Origin of the sequence: Aeromicrobium sp. CF4.19 (assembly GCF_051262555.1) — a bacterium.
Taxonomy (GTDB): domain Bacteria; phylum Actinomycetota; class Actinomycetes; order Propionibacteriales; family Nocardioidaceae; genus Aeromicrobium.
In genome coordinates, this window is record NZ_JBIMEU010000001.1 from 118,348 (window position 1) to 137,825 (window position 19,478).

Below are 19,478 nucleotides of genomic sequence, written 5' to 3' on the forward strand. Positions count from 1 at the left end.
AGTCTGGTGAGGCATCACCGATCCCCAGGAGGTTCTCCGTGCTCGCCACCGTCGTCCTCGTGACTCTCACCGTCGCCCTCTTCGTCGAGCTCGGTCGCCACACCCACCCGGTCGATCGCCGGACCCCCTGGCGCGACCTGACGACACGCGACGTCGTCCGTCACGTCCGCGAGGGCATCAGCGTGCTGAACCGCCTCTCCGTCCGCCGCTGAGGAACCACCGCCGCCTGCAGAGCGCCGTAGTCCTCAGGGGTCGGGTCGAGCGTGTGTGTCGATGGCGGGTGGGACATGACGAGCAGCTGCTGAGGTGAGGGGAAGGTCGATCTCGTGGTCCGCGGCCAGCGAGAGTGCGGTGGCGAGGTCCTTCGCCCAGGGACGCATGCCAGGGTCCAACCCGGAGCGGTCGTAGTCGGCGGCGACCTCGTCGAAGAACCCCCAGTTCCGCACAGCCCAGCTGTCTGCGGTCCCCTCCCCGAGCGCTGCGAGCGCGTCGGGCCACGCGACCCCGTACGACGTTGCGAGGCGTTCGCCCTCCAGCAGGGCGCCTTGGGTGGTCATGAAGACGATCTGGCCCACCAGCTTGGTGACCTGGGCGGACCCGACGTCACCGGTGAGCAAGGTCCGCCCGAGCGAGTCCAGGACAGGTCGGGCTCGCTCGACGAGGTCGGCCGCGCCGCCGACCATCACCGCAAGACTCCCGGAGCGGGCCCTGTCGGGCCCGCCACTGACCGGAGCATCGAGCACGTCGCCGCCGAGCGCGACCATGTCGGCCGGCGCGATCGTGGCATGGACGAGATGGACGGCGGACGACTCCGCGAGGGAGTCCAGGCACTCGCGGACCTGCGCTGCCGTGCCCACCGCCAGGCAGACGACATCGGCGTCGACGGCTGCCGCGGCAGCCGAGTCCTCGACCTGGATCCCGCGCTCGGCCGCGTGGGTGCGCGCGGCGGGCACGACGTCGTACCCAGTCACCGGGAAGCCCGCCTCGACCAACCGCTCGGCCATGGCCAGACCGAGGTTGCCGAGACCCAGGACGCTCACCCGGGTGTCCGCGGTGCTCATGCGGCCTCGACGAGCAGTCGCCCGTAGCCGCGGGCACGGAACATCGCATAGACCCCGACGCCCGCGAGCACGAGGGCGAGCGGTGGGAACACGACGACCGTGCCGACCGCTGCCACCATCGCGACCAGTCCGATCGCCCGCCAACCGGGCTGGTGACGTCGGGCGTGCTCGGTCTCGGCGGGAGTCGGCACCGCGGCAGCGGTCGACCCGCCCGGCCTGCGTCGGGACGTACGCCGCGCCACCAGCGCCAGCTGCACGAGTGCGAGCAGCAGGAGTGCCACGGCCCAGCCGATCTCGCCGTCCTGCCACCGCCACAGCGACAGCAGGGTCAGGCACGCGGCGGCAACTCCTCCGGCGGCCATCAGAACAGCTCCACGGTCGAGACCACACCAAGCACCGTCAACAGCACACCGGAGATGATCACCCACCACCGGCCGGCCGTCGAGAGGCGCAGCTCCGGGGGAAGCACCTTGTGCTCGGTCCAGACGATGGCCAGGCAGAACAACCCGGAGGTGAGCAGACCGCCGAGCACCGAGGCCGGGGTCACGATCACCACGAGCTCGCCCACGGTCCAGACGAGGGCGAGGCTGGCAGCCAGGATGTAGCCGTACATCCACGGACGCATCGCGCGTTGCCCGCGAGCCTGGATCTTCGGGAAGACCGGCGCCAGGGTCTCGAAAGCCGTCCAGGTGTAGAGCTCCCAGAAGGCGTAGAGGGAGCCGAAGAACGCGAAGAACACGGCGACGTAGTACAGGTACTCCAGGCTCGGGCTGACCGTCGTCAGGAACCCGGCCTGGAAGGTCAGCGTCTGGTTGCCGTCCGGGATGGTCTGCTCGTCGGCGAGGAGGGAGGCGCCGTTGATCATGAACATCATCGCGAACACCGCGATGGCCGCGAACGAGAGCACCGTGTCTCCCAGTGGTGCCCTGGCCCACGCCTTGGCACGAGCCACCTGCTCGGCATCCGTGGCGATCGGGAGCCGCCGACCGCGTGGCAGGGCCAGCAGTCGCCGGCTGATGCCGGACTGGTCGGGCGCGCCGAGCAGGCCCCAGCGCTTCTCGCGCATCATGCCGGCGTACCCGATGTAGTCGTACGTCCCGCCGCCCACGGCGCCGAGGTAGACCGCCACCTCCAGCCACACCGACCGTTCGGAGATCTCGGGGTAGGCCCCCGCAAGCCAGGGCTGGTACTCCGGCACGGTCGGCACGAGTCCCGCCAGAGCGGCGAACCAGTCGGGCTGGAGCACGATCACCGAGACCGCTACCGCCAGCAGCATGAAGCCGACGAGCACGGTCTGTGCGTGCTCGAGCACCTTGTAGCCGCCCACCCAGGACAGCACGCCGGACAGCACGATCAGTCCCGTGGCCCACATCGGCCCGCTGGAGGACGTGAGCTCCCCCATCAGGTCGCCCAGGCCCACGCCCAGGCCTCCGACCCAGGACGGGATCGCCGCCACGGACACCACGCCCATCAGGAGGGTGAACCACCCCCGCGGCCCGCGGAACAACGTCGTCCACCGCGACATCGGGTGCTCACCGGCGACGACGGTGTAGCGGTTGAAGGAGTAGGCCAAAGCCGCCTTCGCCACCGCGGAGACCACGAACGCCCACAGCAGGGCGTAGCCGAAGATGGCGCCGCCGCGGGAGGCGAAGACCATCTCACCGCTGCCGATGTTGGCCGAGGCGACGATGGCGCCCGGCCCCAGGACGGAGAACGCTGCGAGGAGCGTCAGTCTCCTGCGCAGCTGGACCGGAGGCTCGGGATAGGTCAGCAAGGGCTCGCGCTCGGTGTCGGCGGACTGGTGCTGAGGAGTGGACATGGGAATCTCCTGGGTTGAGGTCTAGTGGCGCCCGGCGCGATCGAGGGCGTGGAGCTTGTCGACGCGGCGGCGGAAGTCCGGATCGGTGGAGAACTCGGCCTCGAGGAAGGCACGCAGGATCGGCTCGACGAAGACCGGGCCCACCAGCCACGCGCCGAGACACAGGACGTTGACGTCGTCGTGCTCGACTCCCTGACCGGCACTGAAGGCCTCCGCCGCGACGGCTGCCCGGATGCCCGGGGTCTTGTTGGCTGCGATCGACGCCCCGACCCCGGTGCCGCACACCAGCACTCCGCGGTCGGCCCGGCCATCGAGGATGTCGGCGCACACCCGGGCCGTCATGTCGGGGAAGTCGACTGGGGAGTCGTCGGTCGTCCCTGAGTCGAGGACCTCGTGGCCGAGGTCCCCGAGCAGACGTACGACGGTCTCCTTGAGCGGGTGTCCCGCGTGGTCATTGCTGAGTGCGATGCGCATGTGAGTCCTTCGAATCGGTGGCGGGGGTGTTGGTTCCGTGGTGGTCGACGTGGTTGCCGCCGAGCTCGCCCCGGCGCGGCACGGCGTCCAGCGCGCCACGGCGGGTGACCGCGATGGTGCCGGCGGCGACCGCGTCGGCAAGCACCTCGGCGAGGTCGCGGCCCTCACACAGACCGGTCGCGAGATAGCCGACGAACGTGTCACCGGCGCCAGTGGTGTCGATCGCCGAGACCGACACAGCCTGGCGGGACAAGATCTCGCCGTCTGGTCGGAAGGCAACGGCACCGTCGGCGCCCAGGGTGACGACGCAGACCAGGTTGTGCTCGGCGGCCAGCAGGCGGGCGGCCTCGAGCGAGTCCTCGCGGCCGGCGAGCAGACGAGCCTCGTGCTGGTTGGCAACCAGGACGTCGACGTCGCCGAGCACCGCCGTGGCGGCTGAGTCGGCCGGAGCGGTGTTGAGGACGACGAGCGCGCCCGCTGCACGAGCCTGGGCGGCGGCCGCCGCGACGGCGGTCAGCGGGACCTCGAGCTGGCAGAGGAGCACATCGCCCCGGCGGGGACGCGCGGCGGCGACCTCACGTGCGTCGACGTCGCCGTTGGCGCCCGGAAGGACGACGATGCTGTTCTCGCCGTCGGCGGCGACGCTGACCACAGCGAGCCCCGTCGGGAGCTCGGGCACGGAACGGACGGCAGTCACGTCGATCCCCTCGCGGCGCAGCGGGTCGAGGACCACCGCGGCAGAGGAGTCGGCCCCGAGCGCGCCGATCATGCGTACTGCGGCGCCCGCCCTCGCGGCGGCGATCGCCTGGTTGGCGCCCTTCCCGCCGGACTGCTCAGCCGAGCCGGTCGCGGTGAGCGTCTCACCGGGGCCGGGCAGCCGATCCACGTGAAGGACCAGGTCGCGGTTGAGGCTGCCGAGGACGATGACCTGTCCCATCAGAGTCCTCCGTGGATCGGCGCGGTGCTGCCGCGGACGACGAGCTCGACCGGCAGCACGGTGTCGGGGGCATCGCCGGAACCGTCGCCGCCGACGTCGTCGAGCAGCCGGGCCACCGCCCGACGGCCGAGCTCCGCGACCGGCTGCCGAACGGTGGTGAGGGCCGGCCGCACGTAGCGGGCCAGATGGATGTCGTCGTACCCCACGACACTCACGTCGCGGGGCACCCGGACGCCGGCGTCATCGAGAGCGCGGACGGCACCGATGGCCATCAGGTCGTTGGCGGCGAAGACCCCCGTGAGGTCAGGGTGACGGGCGAGCAGCTCGCGCATCGCCTCGTACCCGGACGCCTCGTTGAAGTCCCCCTCGGCCAGGTGGCTGTCGGGCAGCTCGACCCCGCGGCCGGTGAGCGCGTCACGGAAGCCGGCGACGCGCTCCTCGGTGACGACCAGCCCGGCCGGACCGGCCACGTGCACGAGGCGGCTGTGCCCCAACCCGGCGAGGTGGTCCCCGGCGAACTGGGCGCCCGCGCGATGGTCTGCGCGCACGACAGCGGCACCCACGGTCGTCGCCGATGCCGCCGATGCCCGGTCGACCACCACGACCTGGGTGGCGCCCACCGCCGTGGTCACGGCATCGAACGGCAGTGCACCGCCGACGAGCACCACACCGGCGAGCCGGCGTCCCGCCAGCTGTTCCAGGACGGACTCGGACTCGGCCGGTTCCTGCGGGGACTGCAGCAGCATGAGCGCGTGGCCCCGGCCCTGGCACGCGCGATGCACACCGTCCACGAGCTCGGGAAAGAACGGGTTGGTGATGTCGGGGACGACCATCGCGACCGTGGTCGTGGTCTGCGTGACCAGGTGACGCGCCACCTCGTCCGGGCGGTAGCCGAGCTCGCCGGCCACCCGGTGCACACGCTCCCGGGTCCGGTCGCTGACCCGGGCCCGACCGTTGAGCGCGCGTGAGACGGTCCCGATCGACACACCGGAGCGTGCCGCCACGTCTCGAATCGTCGCCATGGCGCAGCGAGGCCTTTCGTCGAGGTGATGCGTAAACGTTTACGCACTGACTGATGTTCCACGGTAGGTGACGCCGGTCACTTTCGCAACCGTCCGGCGTGCGCTCGCCACGGCCTTGGTTCCCCGGTGCTGGATCAAGGGATCCGAGGGGCAGAGGAAGGTCTGCTCAATCTCTCTCCACCGCCACCGTGCAGCACCTGAGGGCCCGCTCCTCAAGGAGCGCATCCTCATCGAGCGATCACGCGAGTGATTCGGCGGCCACGAACCGGAGCGGTCGCCGCAGGCAATACATCCGACCGTGCGCGGACGCTCATCGGAGCCGGGACCGGGTCGGCCGGGAGGCCAACCTCGGCCCCGGCGGCGATGCGGGCAGCAGAAAGCCCGGGTCCCACTTTCGCGGGCCCGGGCTTGCTCGTGCTCCCCCGACTGGACTCGAACCAGTAACCCTTCGATTAACAGTCGAATGCTCTGCCAATTGAGCTACGGGGGATCGGCTCCTGGACCAGGAGCACGGTCGCCCATGCTAGCAAGAGTGTGGCGCGCTCGTGACAAGGCCCGCTCACCTCGCCGGCGGGCCGTCGACGCGCTCATGCCGAGCTCCCGACCCACCTGCACCCAGGTGCGCGGTCGACCTTCCGCGTCGAGGCCGTGGCGCAGCCAGAGCACCTGCGCATCGCCGGGCGGGAGGGCGTGCAGGAGGGCTGACGCCTCGGCCGAGTCGTCCCGCTCGTCGGGCTCGGCAGCCGTCACCGGCATCTCGTCGGGAGCGACCGGCACGGTCCGAGCGGCGCTCGCGCGCCAGCGCACGAGCGCCCCGGTGATGCGTGGCCAGGCGAACGTCGCCAGCCGAGCTCCGCGGTCCGGGTCGAAGCGGTCCACGGCGGCAAGCAGGGCGAGGGCGCCCTCCTGCATCGCGTCGTCGATGTCGGCCGGGGCGAGGCCCATTGCCCGCACGCGCAGGGCGACGAGCCGCAGACTCTCTCGGACGAGCGCGTCTCGGGCCAGGGGGTCCCCGCTGCACGCGGCCAGCGCCAGGGACCGCTCGCGGCCCGGAGGCAACGGCTCCTCGGTGAGCAGGTCTCGAACCAGGTGGGCCACGAACCCGAGCCTGCCTGCCCCCTCCTGCTCGCGGGGACCGGTCGACCTGCACCTGTGGACGGGCCGGGACCGACGCTTCCCCTGTGGATCACCCTCCGAAGGAACGCTCGCGCATGACGCGCTTCTGCTGCTCCACCGCGATGAGGTCGCCGAACATCCGGTTGTACGTCTCCGGCTCGTCCACCGGGTTGGTGCGCTGCAGCTTGGACTTGATCTCGGTGATGCTCCGCTCCAGGGTGAGCAGCTGCAGCCGAGCCAAGACGGAGGCGACCACGGCAGGGGTCGCGGCGTCGCTGGTGCGCAGCGGCTCCACGGCCGCGACCGCCAGGACCCGCCGCAGATCCTCCGAGGGCATGGCGTCGGAGATACGGGGCAGCCACCCGGCATCGGGCTGGGTGGGGAACTCGTGCTCGCTGAGCCGACGCCACAGCTCCTGGGCCACCGGGTGCGTGAAGTCGTTCTCGTGCACGTCCTGCAGGTGCGGCGCGGCGAGGTGCGGGTGCTGGGCGACGGCCTTGAGCGCCTCCCGCTCGTCGGTGAACTCCGGGGCCCCGAAGCTGACGAACGGTGCCGCCGGCGCGGGGGCCGGATCCGGTGCGTCGGCGGCCGCACGCGCCTGCGGCTTGGCCGCGGCGGGCCGATGGCGGCGGTGCTCGGTGCGGACCTGGTCGACGTCGACCCCCACCTGCGTGGCGATCTCGCGCAGGAACTCCTCGACCTTGCTCTTGTCGCGGATGGAGGAGGTGAGACCCACCGCCTCGCGGGCGGCGTCGATGCGCTGGTCGGCGCGGTCGAGGTCGTAGCGCGCCAGGATGTTGTCCAGGACGAAGCGGTACAGCGGCACCCGCGAGCCCACGAGGTCACGCACCGAGGCGTCACCGTCGGCCAGGCGCAGGTCGCACGGGTCCATCCCCCGTGGCTCCACGGCGACATAGGTCTGGGCGACGAACGCCTGGTCGCCCTCGAAGGCCTTCATCGCGGCGCGCTGGCCCGCCTCGTCGCCGTCGAAGGTGAAGATGACCTCTCCGTGAAGCGTGCCGTGGTCGAGCAGGATGCGCCGCAGCATCCTGGCGTGGTCGTCGCCGAACGCGGTGCCGCACGTGGCCACGGCCGTCCGCACCCCGGCCTGGTGACACGCCATGACGTCGGTGTAGCCCTCGACGATGACGGCCTGGCTCGAGCCGGAGATCTGGCGACGGGCGAGGTCGATGCCGTAGAGGACCTGGCTCTTCTTGTAGATGGGGGTCTCGGAGGTGTTGAGGTACTTGGCCTCGACCCGGTCGTCGTCGAACATGCGTCGCGCGCCGAACCCGATGACCTCCCCGGTCATCTCGCGGATGGGCCACAGCAGGCGGCCTCGGAAGCGGTCGTAGAGGCCGCGCTGACCACGGGACGCCAGGCCGCCGACGAGCAGCTCGTCGTCGGTGAACCCCTTGCCCTTGAGGTGGGAGACGAGGGCCTCGCCCGTGCGGGGCGCGAAGCCCATGCCGAAGGTCTGGGCGGCGGCCTGGTCGAATCCGCGATCGGTCACGAAGGTGCGCCCGGCCCGGGCGTCGGGGGCGGAGGCGAGGTGCTCGGCGTAGAACTCGCCGGCCTCACGATGAGCCTCCAGCAGCCGCTGGCGCTGGCGCGGGTCGCGCCGCGGGCCGGAGGGTGTGCCCTCCTCGTACCGCAGCTGGACTCCGTACTTGGCCGCGAGCCGTTCGACGGCCTCCACGAACCCCAGGCCCTCGATCTCGCGCAGGAAGGTGAAGACGTCGCCGGAGGCCCCGCAGCCGAAGCAGTGGTAGAAGCCCTGCGCCGGCCGGACGTTGAACGACGGGGACTTCTCGTCGTGGAAGGGGCACAGGCCCTTGCGGGAGCCTCCCCCGGCGTTGCGCAGGGTGACGTACTGCTCGACGACCTCGTCGATCCGGGCGCGCTCGCGGACGAGCTGGACGTCCTCGTCCTTGATCAGTCCGGCCACGTCAGGGGCGTCCCATCCACGACGGCACCGTCCACGTCACCACGGTCCGCGCTGCCATGCGTGCATCCTAGGCCGCGTGACCCACGTCGGGGCCGGGGCCTGCGTCACCGCAGCAGGCGCTCCACCCACAGGCGAGCCGAGACATCGGTCAGGCTCGCCACCTGGTCGATGACCACGCGCAGCCGCGCCGCGTCATCGCCGGCCGAGGCCAGGTCGGCGGCGAACTCGGTCTCCAGGTCGCGGCCGTCGCCGGCCGCGAGATGCTCGACGAGACCGGTGAGCGCCTCTCTCTGCCGGCGCAGGTGGTCCGCACGATCGACCGACCTCATGACGTAGTGCGCCGCGACGGACTTGAGCACCGTGATCTCGTCGCGGGTGTCCCGGGGCACCTCCAGGTCCGCCTCGAAGCGGGTGAGCGGCCCATCCCCCCATTGCTCCTGGGTGGCCCGCTGGGCCGCCACCGCGAACCGACCGATGAGCGCACTCGTGAGGCTCTTGAGCACGGCGCTCGCGGCGCGTCCACCGTCGAAGTCGGTCCGTGGCCACTCGGGCATCTCCCGCAGCCGGCCCAGGGCGGCGTCGAGCCGATCGTCCCCGGCGCCGGCGTCGTACCAGTCCCGCGCGACCCCGTGCACGGCCGCGACGTCGATCCTGCCCTCGACGAGGCTGAACCACCCGCCCACGACCCCGTCCTCGACGTCGTGGACCGAGTAGGCGATGTCGTCGGCGAGGTCCATGACCTGCGCCTCCACGGGCCGGCGCCTGGCCGGCGCCCCGTCGCGGAGCCAGCCGAAGACGGCCACGTCGTCGGCGTAGGCACCGAACTTCGGGCCGCCATCAGGAGCGTCGCCACGCAGCCACGGGTACTTCACGCACGCCGACAGGGTGGCTCGGGTGAGGTTGAGCCCCACGCTGCGCCCGTCGGCGTCGAACGTCTTCGACTCCAGCCGGCTGAGGATGCGCAGCGTCTGCGCATTGCCCTCGAAGCCGCCGCACGCCACTGCCGCCTCGTCCAGCGCCACCTCCCCGTTGTGCCCGAACGGCGGGTGGCCGAGGTCGTGGGCGAGTGCGGCGGAGTCGACGATGTCAGGGTCACAGCCGATCGCCTGGCCCAGCTCCCTGGCCACCTGGGCGACCTCCAGCGAGTGCGTGAGGCGGTTGCGCACGAAGTCGTCGGTGCCGGCACCCATGACCTGGGTCTTGGCCGAGAGCCGGCGCAGCGCGGCGGAGTGGACGACCCGCGCGCGGTCACGCTCGAAGGGCGTGCGGCCGGCACGCTTGGGCGGCTCGGCGACGAGTCGGGCGCGTGCCTCGATGCCGTACGGACTCTCCACGTCGCGCAGGCTATCGCCCACGCGGCGGCCGCCGTCGTCGCGCCGTGACAGCTGCACGGTTTCCTGTCGTCTGCACGGGAAGCAACCCGTGCATCTGACAGATTCCCGTGCACCTGTGCTGATTCCGCCCAGGTCGACATGGGAATCAGGAGTCACCCTGCTCGCGAGTGCGGCACTGTGACCGCCATCACGACATCGGGCCCGGTGGACGCTACGATGACGACGCTGTCGCCGGCAGAGAGGTTCTGTCGACGCCAGCAGCACACCGTCCGCCGTCGACCGGCGGCGGACTCCATCCTTTACGACGGATCGTCCGGCACGTACCTGCCGGTGAAGGAGCACATCATGGCAACAGTCACGTTCGACAAGGTGACACGGACCTACCCAGGCGTCGAGAGCCCCGCGGTCGATGGCCTCGACATCCAGATCGAGGACGGCGAGTTCCTCGTCCTCGTCGGACCGTCGGGCTGCGGTAAGTCGACCAGCCTCAGGATGCTGGCCGGCCTGGAGGAGGTCAACGAGGGCCGCATCCTGCTGGCCGACGATGACATCACCCACATGCCCCCGAAGGACCGGGACGTGGCGATGGTGTTCCAGAACTACGCCCTGTACCCGCACATGAGCGTCGCGGGCAACATGGGCTTCGCCCTGAAGATGGCGGGCCTGCCCAAGGCGGAGATCCAGACCCGGGTCGAGGAGGCGGCCAAGCTGCTCGACCTGACCGAGTACCTGGAGCGAAAGCCCAAGGCGCTCTCCGGCGGTCAGCGCCAGCGTGTCGCGATGGGTCGAGCGATCGTGCGCCAGCCCCAGGTGTTCCTGATGGACGAGCCCCTGTCGAACCTCGACGCGAAGCTCCGGGTGCAGACACGTACGCAGATCGCCGCACTGCAGCGTCGTCTCGGCATCACCACCGTCTACGTGACTCACGACCAGATCGAGGCCATGACGATGGGGGACCGCGTGGCGGTGCTCAAGGACGGCGTGCTCCAGCAGTGCGACAGTCCGCGCACGATGTACGAGCGGCCCGAGAACGTCTTCGTCGCAGGGTTCATCGGCTCGCCCGCCATGAACCTGATGACCGTCCCTGTCGTCGATGGAGGCATCCGCTTCGGCGACGTCACCCACCCCATCGCCCGCGAGCACCTGGCCAAGGCTCGTGACGAGGTCATGCTCGGCGTCCGACCCGAGGACCTCGAGCTCTCCGAGTCCGGACTGTCCCTGCAGATCGACCTCGTCGAGGAGCTCGGAGCCGATGCGTTCGTCTACGGACGCCCGCCCGGCGCCGAGGTCGACGCGGCCCCGTTCGTCGTGCGGGTCAACGGCCAGCAGCCACCACGCAAGGGTGAGACGGTGCACTTCCAGCCCACGTCCGACCACGTGCACGTCTTCGACCTCGAGACCGGGGAGAGGCTCGGGTAGCACCCGCCCCCGCGCAGCGAAGGACCGCCATCGGATCGAGCCGGTGGCGGTCCTTCGCCGTTCCCCGGGTTTGCGACAAGCAGGTCCAAGCCCTTGCCAGATGACCTGGGTCACAATAATGTATGCGTATGCACCTCTCCGAACAGGACATGTCGCGCATCCGGACCGGACCCTTCACGGTGGTGCGCGAGCCAGCGACGACCACAGCCGATCACGTCCGCGACCAAGCGGTGGTCGACACCGTCTCCGAGATGCTCTCGACGATCGAGCGCGAGGGAATGGGCGCGGTCCTGCGCTACGCCCGCGACCTCGACGGCTTCGAGGGCTCGGTGACCGAGATCGGCGAGGTCGAGCTGGAGAAGGCCGGCGAGCTGCTGCCGACGGCGGTGCGCGAGGCGCTGGAGGCCGGCGCCGATCGCACCCGCCGCTTCGCCGGCATGCAGCGCGCCCGCCTCCAGGACTTCGAGGAGGAGGTCCTTCCCGGCGTCGTCTGCGGTCAGCGGTTCGTGCCGGTCGCCAACGTGGGCGCCTACCTCCCGGCCGGACGCTTCCCGCTCCTGGCCAGCGCCTTCATGACCGTCGGGGTCGCCGACGTGGCCGGCGTCCCGAACATCGTCAGCTGCACGCCCCCCTCGAACGCCGGGGCGCCCCACCCCGCGGTGCTGTACGCAGCCCACGTCTCGGGCGGGCGCGTCGTCCACGCACTGGGCGGGGTGCAAGCACTGGCAGCGATGGCCTTCGGCCTGCTGGACTCCGACCCCGCCGACATCCTCGTCGGAGCGGGCAACGCCTACGTCGCCGAGGCCAAGCGTCAGCTCTACGGACGCGTGGGCATCGACGTGCTGGCCGGACCGTCGGAAGTTGCCATCCTCGCCGACGACACCGCTGACGCCACCACCGTTGCCGCCGACCTGCTGGGCCAGGCCGAGCACGGGCCGACGTCCCCGGCCAACCTCACCACCACCTCCGAGCGGCTCGCCCACGAGGTGCCGCGGGAGATCGAGCGTCAGCTCGCCTCGTTGTCCACGCGCGACATCGCCGGCGCCGCCTGGCGTGACTTCGGCTCGATCTACCTCACCGAGACCCGCGAGACCGCGGTCGAGATCATGGACGTCCTGGCCCCGGAGCACCTCGAGGTGCTGGCCGAGGACCTCGACTGGTGGCTGGGGTCGTTGCACAACTACGGCTCACTCTTCCTCGGCGAGTGGTCCACCGTCGCCTACGCCGACAAGGGCATGTCGGGCACCAACCACGTCCTGCCGACAGTGCGGGGTGCTCGCTACACCGGAGGACTCAGCGTGGCCGGATTCCTCAAGCAGCTCACCTACCAGCGCGCCACCCGCGAGTCGACCATGGCCCAGGCCGAGCCGACCGTGACCGTCTCGGACTTCGAGCGGCTGGACGCCCATCGCGACAGCGCACAGCTCCGGCTGGACCGTGTCGAACAGATCTGAGTCCCGAGGTACGCATACGTATGTCCACGTGCCTCGCACCACGCTGAGTCGCTCGGCGTCCCCGTCCCCGCCCCTGTCCCTCACCACACTGGAGAGAACATGAACATCTCACGCCGCCCGATCCAGGCCGTGGCCCTGGTCGCGGCCACCTGCCTGGTGGCCGCCGCCTGTGGCGCCGGCTCACGAACAGCCTCGGAGACCGCCGCTGAGGTCGAGTGCGACTTCGACGCCCCCGCCGAGGCCACCGACGTCAACGTGCTCGCCTACAACTCCTCGGCCATCGACCCGTTCACCAACACGATGGTCAAGAGCTGCAGCAAGGACAACACCACGCTCCAGCACGAACCGGTCGACTTCGCCGGCCAGGTGCAGAAGACCACGGCGTCGCTTGCCGGGGACACCGGGACGTACGACATCCTGGAGACCTACTCCTTCATCCTTCCCGAGCTCGCCTCCCAGGACCGGCTCCAGCCGCTGGACGAGCTGTGGGACGAGCACGCCGAGGCGTACGGCCTGGACGCGCTCAACGAGGACATGCGCCAGGCAATGACCTACGACGGTCAGCTCTTCGGGCTCCCCATGCAGGCCCAGATGTTCGTCATGGTCTATCGCGAGGACGTCTTCGAGGACCTGGGCATCGAGCCGCCCACCACCTTCGACGAGCTCACCGAGGCGGCCGAGACCATCCAGCAGGAGACCGACATGCAGTACCCGCTGGCCCTGCCGTGGCTGGCCAGCGCCGACATCGTCACCGCCTACGATGCCGCGATGGGCTCTCTCGGGGCGGACCTCACCGATCCGGACACGATGGAGGCCAACCTGGACGGCGCCGAGTCCAAGCAGGCCCTGGAGTCGATGCTGGACCTCAAGCCCTTCATGGACCCCGAGGTCACGACGTTCGACCAGCCCGCCGTGCAGCAGCAGATGTACAACGGCTCGGCGGCCATGTCGATCATGTTCTCCGGCCGGATGAACGATCTCTCGCTGGAGAGCAACAGCCAGTTCGCCGACAGCTTCGCCTTCGCCGCACCGCCCTCGGTCGACGGCGGTGACTTCCTCTTCAACAGCCTCTCGGTCGACGGCTGGTCGATCCCGCACAACACCGACGTGCCGGCCGACACCCTGTTCCAGATGATCGCCTCCTCGGTCAGCGAGGACGCGTCCGAGGCCTCCATCCCCGCGGCCTACCCGGCCCGAGAAGGAGCCGTCACCGACGACAGCTCCCCGTACGCCGCGGCGGCCACTGAGTCGTTGGGAGCCTCCCCGCCGGCCGAGCCCTACCCGTGGACGTCACAGATCAGCAACGAGATCACGCCGATCGTGGCCGAGGTCGTGCTGGGCCGGACCTCCGTCGACGACGGGGCACAGCGCATGCAGGCTGCCGCCGACAAGATCCTGGCAGAGTACCGCTAGCCCATGGGCGCCGGTCGGCTCGTCCCGGCCGGCGTCCCCGGCCCATCCAGTCAGGAGGACCCCTGATGCGCAGACGCGAGTTCGCAGCGTTCGTGGCACCCAGCGTGGTGGTGATGGGAGCACTGTTGGTGCTTCCGCTGTACCGCACCATCGAGTGGAGCCTGCAACGCGTCAACTACGGCCAGCCCGGTGAGTGGGTGGGCCTGGACAACTACGTGGAGGCCCTCACCGACCCCCGGTTCGGGCGGGCGGTGCTGTTCACCGTCGGACTCACGATCGTCGTGGTGGCCGTGCTCGTCGTGGGCGGGTACGTGCTCGCCGCGCTGGTGGACACCCTCGGACGCAGCAAGCCATGGGTCCTCGGCATCCTGCTCATCTCCTACGTGGTGCCCAACATCGTCGGAGCGACGATGTTCTCCTGGCTCTTCAACTCCAACTTCGGAGGCGTGCTCAACTACGCGTGGACCCAGATCTCCGGCCAAGAGGTCCTGTGGTTCACCGACGCGTGGCCGAACCGGCTGATCATCGCGCTCAACCTGGCCTGGGCGATGCTGCCCTTCGCCATGCTGGTGATCATCGCGGGCCTGCAGAGCGTTCCCAAGGAGATCATCGAGGCGGCGCGCGTGGATGGAGCCTCCATCATCCGGACGCACCTGTACGTGATCATGCCGAGCATCCGCGGCGTGCTGGGGTTCGTCGCCCTGATCTCGATCATGGACGTCCTTCGGGTCTTCGACAACCTCGTCCCGCTCTCGCCACAGGCGGTCTCGATCGGCAACGAGACCCTCATGCTCTACATCTACAACGTGGCCTTCCGTGACGGCGGTCAACAGCTCGGGCTCGGCAGCGCCGTCAACGTCCTGCTGATCCTGCTGATCATCGTCATGCTCCTGCCCTTCATCCGTCGTACGGCCAAGGAGGCCCGCGAGTCATGAGTGTCCTCCGCAGCACCGATCGCTCCACCTCCCCCGCCACCGCAAGGCCGAAGGTGCCGCGCGGCGGCCCGGGCTCCGGCGGCCTCCGAGGCCGCATCATCGTCGGCGGCCTGCTGGTCCTCATCTGCTGGGCCTTCCTCAGCCCCGTCATCTGGACCGCCATGTCGGTCAGCAAGCCGACCGACGTCGCCTTCCTGAGCCCGCCGGTCTTCACCTGGACCCCCACGATCGATGCATTCGTCGACCTGTGGCAGACGACGCTGTTCTACGAGTACGTGCTCAACACGCTCGTGGTGGCGACCATCAGCACCGTCATCTCCTTGGTGATCGGCATCCCCGCCGCCTACGCCCTCTCCCGCTTTCCCAGCTGGGTCGCCGTCGCGCTGCTCATCGCCGCCCTGATCTTCCGGGCCCTGCCGCGCTTCGCGGTGGTCCTGCCGATGTACGACCTCTCCCGTGCCCTCGGCATCTACGACACCACCCTGGCGCTCTCGTTGGCGCTCGTCGCGATCAACCAACCCTTCAGCATCTGGTTGCTGCGCAACTTCTTCGCCGAGATCCCCCGCGAGCTCGACGAGGCGGCGATGCTGGACGGATGCAGCCGGTGGGCGACGCTACGACGCATCATGCTGCCGCTGATGGGCCCGGGCATCCTGACCGCGGGGATCTTCATGTTCCTGTTCGCCTTCCAGGAGTACCTGACCGCGCTCATCCTCACCGACGTCGAGGCCCGCACCGTCCCCGTCTTCATCGCCACCCAGCTCGGGCAGACACTGCCGATGCTGCAGCAGGCGGGCGCCGCGTCGATCCTGCTCACCATGCCGGTCATCGCCTTCGCCTTCATCGCCCAGCGCTACCTGGTCGCCGGACTCAACTCCGGGTCGGTGAAGGGCTGACGTGTCCGCTCCCCTGGTGCTGCTGCCGGGCATGAACTGCTCCCCCAGGCTGTGGACACCTGCCCTGGACAGCGCCCGCGGGGAGCTCGGGAGCGCCGACCCGATCCATCCTCGCCTTCGCCGCCCCACCCTGGACGGATGCGTCGACGACCTGCTGGCACAGCTGCCCCCGCGCTTCGCCCTCGCCGGGCTGAGCCTGGGCGCGATCGTGGCGCTGGCGCTCGTCCGACGGGCTCCGGAGCGCGTCGAGCGCCTGGCCCTGCTCGCGGTCAACCCCCGCCCGCCGGTCCCGGTGCAGCGCGAGGCATGGGCCGCTCAGCGCACCGCACTCGCCGACGGCCGAACGGCCCGGGACCTGCAGCGCGATCTGCTGCCCGTCCTGCTGTCGGCACGGAGCCTTGACACGCCCCTGGAGAGGGAGACGCTGACGATGGCGGACGAGACCGGCGACGCCGACCTCGACGCCCAGCTGTCCCTGCAGGCGACCCGGGTCGACGAGCGCCCCGCGCTGGAGCGCCTCAGCGTTCCCACGACCGTGGTCGCCGGGGAGCAGGACGCCCTCGTCGGCCTCGATCGGCACGAGGAGGTGCACCGTGCGGTGACCGGTTCACGACTCGTCGTGCTCCCCGGCGTCGGCCACCTGTCCCCACTGGAGGCCCCCGGGGCGGTCGGGGACGCGCTGGCGCTGTGGTGGGCCGAGCCGATGGCCTCCTAGACGCGCAGCTCGCGCAGGAGCTCCATCATCGCCATCGTTACGTTGTGCACGACCAGGTGGGCGCCGCCCTCGAGACTGGCGCGCGCCGTCGCCGCGTCGCCGGCGAGGTCGGCTCGCCAGGCACCCGTGGTGGCAGCCGTGCGGTGGGTCCGGGTGACCAGCTCGTCCAACGGAGGGTCCTGCGGCCCGCGGGTGGCACCCAGGTCGGAGGTCCCGATGAGGTAGCCGTCGATGCCGTCGACGCCGACGATCTCGTCGGTGGCGAGCACCGCCCGTGGCGACTCGATCATGGCCAGGAGCAGGACGTCGTCGGCGCGCTGTCGGTGCTCCTGGGCGTCGACGGCCCCGTACCTGCCGGCCCGGGAGTACAGCGCGAAGCCGCGGGAGCCGCGCGGCGGGTAGCGGACCGCGCGCACGGCCGCGTCGGCATCAACGGCGGAGTCGACGTGCGGCACCACCAGACCACCGACGCCGAGATCCAGCGCGCGCAGGGCGAAGGCCGGGTCATGCTCCCCTGGCCGCACCATCACCGGCAGGCCGAACGCCTCGGCGGCCGTGACGTGGTGGCGCAGGTCGGCCAGGTCGGGAGCGCCGTGCTCGCAGTCGACGAGCACGAAGTCGAAGCCGGCGACGGCCATCATCTCGACCAGCTCCTGCGAGGGCATCCGCACCAGGCCACCGACCAGCCGGTCGCCGGCCGACAGCCTGGAACGCAGGGAGGCGGGTCCGTGCGCGTTCACGCGACCATCCCCGCCGAGAGGTCGACGTCGGCCCCTGTCATGCCCGGCATGTCGAGCATCGCGACGACGGCACGACCCACTTCCTCGGGGGTGACCATCCGCCCCAGGGCCGCCCGGTCGACGAACGCCGAACGGGCCTCCTCGACGCTGCGCCCGGTGCGCTCGGCCTCCAGCCGGAAGTTGCGGTCCATCCGCTCTCCCTCCACCGGACCGGGCGAGAGCGTGTTCACCCGGACGCCGGACGGGCCGACTTCCTGGGCGAGAGTGGCACTGAGACCCAGGACCGCCATCTTGGACGCGCAGTACGGGGTCCGTCGAGCGAGCGGCCGCTTGCCCGAGACCGATGCGAGGTTGACGACGTCACCACCGCCCCGCTCCACCATCCCCGGCAGGAACGCCCGGCAGGTGAGGTAGGTGCCCCGGACGTTCACCGCGAAGACCTCGTCCCAGTCGTGCGGTTCGATCTCGGTGAGTGGGGCGACCGGGCCGGCGATCCCGGCGTTGTTCACCAGGATCGAGACCGGCTCGCCGGCGAGCCTGGCGGCCAGTGACTCCACGGAGTCCGGGTCGGCGACGTCGCAGGTTTCGGCGCGCGCCGCTCCCCCGAGGTCGCGGGCCACCTCGTCGAGCGCCTCCGCCCTGCGTCCGACCAGCACCACCTCGGCGCCGCCGGCCACGAGGTGGGCCGCGATGACGGCTCCGAGGCCCGATCCCCCGCCGGTCACCACGGCAAGACGCCCCGCGACCCCGCTCACGACGGCTGGCCCTCATGGACGGCGTCGATCCACTCGTAGGAGTCACCCTCATGACGCCAGGCGCGGATGTCCCCGGAGCGGGCGTGCCCCTCGAAGAGCTCCACCCGCGAGGCCCGACCACAGACCCGGCCGAGCATGGCGCTCGTGCTCGGGTCGGTGACCTCCTGGTACGTGACCGTCTTGAGGTACTTCCCGACCCACAGTCCGCCGGTGTACCGGGCGCTGCCGAGGGTCGGGAGCACGTGGTTGGTACCGATCACCTTGTCTCCGTAGGAGACGCACGTGTTCTCGCCGAGGAACAGTGCGCCGTAGTCGCGCATCCGCTCCAGGGCCTGACGCGGCTCTGCGGTGAGCACCTGCACGTGCTCGGAGGCGTAGGAGTCGCCGACCCGCCACAGCTCGTCCATGTCCTCGACCACGACCACCTCGCCGTGGTCGCGCCATGCGGGTCCGGCGAAGTCACGCGTCGGCATGCCGGGCAGGATGCGGTCGACGAGCGTGAGCACCTCGGCCCCGAGGGCAGCGGAGGTCGTCACGAGCACCGCCGGGGAGTCGGGGCCGTGCTCGGCCTGCGAGAGCAGGTCGACGGCCACGGTGAACGGGTCGGCGTTCTCATCGGCCAGCACCAGGATCTCGGTGGGACCGGCGAACAGGTCGATCCCGACCTCCCCGAAGAGCTGCCGCTTGGCCTCGGCGACGAACGCGTTGCCGGGGCCCGCGAGGAAGTCGATGCGCTCGATGCTCTCCGTGCCCACGGCCATCGCCGCGACGGCCTGCACGCCACCGAGGATGTTGATCTCGTCGGCGCCGGCCATGCTCATGGCGGCGACGGTGGCGGGCGGGATCTCCCCACCGATCGGAGGGGTGCAGGCCACGACCCGCGGCACGCCGGCGACCTTCGCGGTGACCACCGTCATGTGCGCGGAGGCGGTCAGCGGGTAGCGCCCGCCCGGCACGTACGCGCCCGCCGCAGCGACGGGGACGTGTCGGTGTCCCAGCCGCACCCCCGGGAGGGTCTCGACCTCGACGTCCTGCATGGAGTCCCTCTGGACCTGCGCGAAGCCGCGCACCTGGTCCTGCACGAAGGCGATGTCCTCGATGACCTGCGTCGGCAGCGAGTCCACGATCTGGGCGACCTTCTCCGGCGAGAGCCGGAAGCCCTCCTCGGGCTGCCAGCTGTCGAAGCGGCCCGAGTACTCACGCACCGCCTCGTCGCCGCGCTCGCGCACGTCGGCGATGATCGCGGCGACCTTGGCGGACAGCTCCGTCCGGCTCCCGTCGGCGAAGGTGGCGCGGGTGGCGCTCTTCAGGTACTCGGGCATCGTTCCTCCCAGCTCGACGACAGCAACGGTCATCGTTAGACATACGTATGCGCACCATTCAACCTGCCCCTCGGTCGGGCGTCAAGAGGCAGGCGAAGCGGCACGCCGCTCCCGTGGC

At 70.6% G+C, this 19,478-nt stretch carries 19 protein-coding genes and 1 tRNA gene; 7 read left to right on the forward strand and 13 right to left on the reverse strand.

Going from position 1 to position 19,478, the window contains the following annotated elements; translation table 11 throughout:
* Positions 1–38: 38 nt before the first annotated feature.
* Complete coding sequence (locus tag ACHAAC_RS00615) at positions 39–212, forward strand: hypothetical protein (RefSeq protein WP_435713919.1); 174 nt, start codon at positions 39–41, stop codon at positions 210–212.
* 33 nt (positions 213–245) lie between these two features.
* Here ACHAAC_RS00615 and ACHAAC_RS00620 read toward each other — a convergent pair whose 3' ends face one another.
* The 10 genes from ACHAAC_RS00620 to ACHAAC_RS00665 form a co-directional block, all read right to left on the reverse strand.
* On the reverse strand, positions 246–1,061 hold the full coding sequence (locus ACHAAC_RS00620; RefSeq protein WP_435713920.1) for an NAD(P)-dependent oxidoreductase: 816 nt from the start codon (positions 1,059–1,061) through the stop codon (positions 246–248).
* Complete coding sequence (locus tag ACHAAC_RS00625) at positions 1,058–1,423, reverse strand: hypothetical protein (protein ID WP_435713921.1); 366 nt, start codon at positions 1,421–1,423, stop codon at positions 1,058–1,060. The genes ACHAAC_RS00620 and ACHAAC_RS00625 overlap by 4 nt, the downstream gene beginning before the upstream one ends.
* Positions 1,423–2,880, reverse strand: a complete 1,458-nt coding sequence (locus ACHAAC_RS00630; protein ID WP_435713922.1) for an Nramp family divalent metal transporter — start codon at positions 2,878–2,880, stop codon at positions 1,423–1,425. The genes ACHAAC_RS00625 and ACHAAC_RS00630 overlap by 1 nt, the downstream gene beginning before the upstream one ends.
* Positions 2,881–2,901: 21 nt before the next feature.
* Positions 2,902–3,354, reverse strand: coding sequence for an RpiB/LacA/LacB family sugar-phosphate isomerase (locus ACHAAC_RS00635; RefSeq protein WP_435713923.1), 453 nt, complete (start codon positions 3,352–3,354; stop codon positions 2,902–2,904).
* Complete coding sequence (locus tag ACHAAC_RS00640; RefSeq protein WP_435713924.1) at positions 3,332–4,291, reverse strand: ribokinase; 960 nt, start codon at positions 4,289–4,291, stop codon at positions 3,332–3,334. The genes ACHAAC_RS00635 and ACHAAC_RS00640 overlap by 23 nt, the downstream gene beginning before the upstream one ends.
* On the reverse strand, positions 4,291–5,295 hold the full coding sequence (locus tag ACHAAC_RS00645) for a LacI family DNA-binding transcriptional regulator (RefSeq protein WP_435713925.1): 1,005 nt from the start codon (positions 5,293–5,295) through the stop codon (positions 4,291–4,293). The genes ACHAAC_RS00640 and ACHAAC_RS00645 overlap by 1 nt, the downstream gene beginning before the upstream one ends.
* 435 nt (positions 5,296–5,730) lie before the next feature.
* Positions 5,731–5,803, reverse strand: a tRNA-Asn gene (locus ACHAAC_RS00650).
* Entirely contained in the window at positions 5,794–6,411 is a 618-nt protein-coding gene (locus tag ACHAAC_RS00655) for a sigma-70 family RNA polymerase sigma factor (protein ID WP_435713926.1), read from the reverse strand. The genes ACHAAC_RS00650 and ACHAAC_RS00655 overlap by 10 nt, the downstream gene beginning before the upstream one ends.
* 88 nt (positions 6,412–6,499) lie before the next feature.
* On the reverse strand, positions 6,500–8,377 hold the full coding sequence (gene dnaG / locus ACHAAC_RS00660; protein ID WP_435713927.1) for a DNA primase: 1,878 nt from the start codon (positions 8,375–8,377) through the stop codon (positions 6,500–6,502).
* Positions 8,378–8,481: 104 nt separating this feature from the next.
* Positions 8,482–9,711, reverse strand: coding sequence for a deoxyguanosinetriphosphate triphosphohydrolase (locus tag ACHAAC_RS00665; protein ID WP_435713928.1), 1,230 nt, complete (start codon positions 9,709–9,711; stop codon positions 8,482–8,484).
* A gap of 345 nt (positions 9,712–10,056) precedes the next feature.
* Between ACHAAC_RS00665 and ACHAAC_RS00670 the strand changes: the two genes are divergently transcribed.
* The 6 genes from ACHAAC_RS00670 to ACHAAC_RS00695 all read left to right on the forward strand — a co-directional run bounded on the left by ACHAAC_RS00670 (position 10,057) and on the right by ACHAAC_RS00695 (position 16,543).
* Positions 10,057–11,130, forward strand: a complete 1,074-nt coding sequence (locus tag ACHAAC_RS00670) for an ABC transporter ATP-binding protein (protein ID WP_435713929.1) — start codon at positions 10,057–10,059, stop codon at positions 11,128–11,130.
* A gap of 128 nt (positions 11,131–11,258) precedes the next feature.
* Positions 11,259–12,584, forward strand: a complete 1,326-nt coding sequence (gene hisD / locus ACHAAC_RS00675) for a histidinol dehydrogenase (protein ID WP_435713930.1) — start codon at positions 11,259–11,261, stop codon at positions 12,582–12,584.
* A 99-nt stretch (positions 12,585–12,683) separates the two neighbouring features.
* Entirely contained in the window at positions 12,684–13,997 is a 1,314-nt protein-coding gene (locus ACHAAC_RS00680; RefSeq protein WP_435713931.1) for an ABC transporter substrate-binding protein, read from the forward strand.
* A gap of 65 nt (positions 13,998–14,062) precedes the next feature.
* Positions 14,063–14,932, forward strand: coding sequence for a carbohydrate ABC transporter permease (locus ACHAAC_RS00685; RefSeq protein WP_435713932.1), 870 nt, complete (start codon positions 14,063–14,065; stop codon positions 14,930–14,932).
* Positions 14,929–15,828: a carbohydrate ABC transporter permease gene (locus ACHAAC_RS00690; protein ID WP_435713933.1), complete on the forward strand. Its 900-nt coding sequence runs from the start codon at positions 14,929–14,931 to the stop codon at positions 15,826–15,828. The genes ACHAAC_RS00685 and ACHAAC_RS00690 overlap by 4 nt, the downstream gene beginning before the upstream one ends.
* A 1-nt stretch (position 15,829) precedes the next feature.
* Entirely contained in the window at positions 15,830–16,543 is a 714-nt protein-coding gene (locus ACHAAC_RS00695; RefSeq protein WP_435713934.1) for an alpha/beta fold hydrolase, read from the forward strand.
* Here the strand turns inward: ACHAAC_RS00695 and ACHAAC_RS00700 are convergent.
* The 3 genes from ACHAAC_RS00700 to hisD (ACHAAC_RS00710) are packed head-to-tail and all read right to left on the reverse strand — an operon-like array spanning position 16,540 to position 19,360.
* Entirely contained in the window at positions 16,540–17,283 is a 744-nt protein-coding gene (locus ACHAAC_RS00700; protein WP_435713935.1) for an HpcH/HpaI aldolase family protein, read from the reverse strand. The two genes, ACHAAC_RS00695 and ACHAAC_RS00700, sit on opposite strands and share 4 nt — an antisense overlap.
* A complete protein-coding gene (locus tag ACHAAC_RS00705; RefSeq protein ID WP_435713936.1) occupies positions 17,280–18,038 on the reverse strand; it encodes an SDR family NAD(P)-dependent oxidoreductase in 759 nt (252 codons plus the stop codon). Before ACHAAC_RS00705 ends, ACHAAC_RS00700 begins: the two co-directional genes overlap by 4 nt.
* Positions 18,035–19,360: a histidinol dehydrogenase gene (hisD, locus tag ACHAAC_RS00710; protein WP_435713937.1), complete on the reverse strand. Its 1,326-nt coding sequence runs from the start codon at positions 19,358–19,360 to the stop codon at positions 18,035–18,037. The genes ACHAAC_RS00705 and hisD (ACHAAC_RS00710) overlap by 4 nt, the downstream gene beginning before the upstream one ends.
* Between the last annotated feature and the right edge of the window lie 118 nt (positions 19,361–19,478).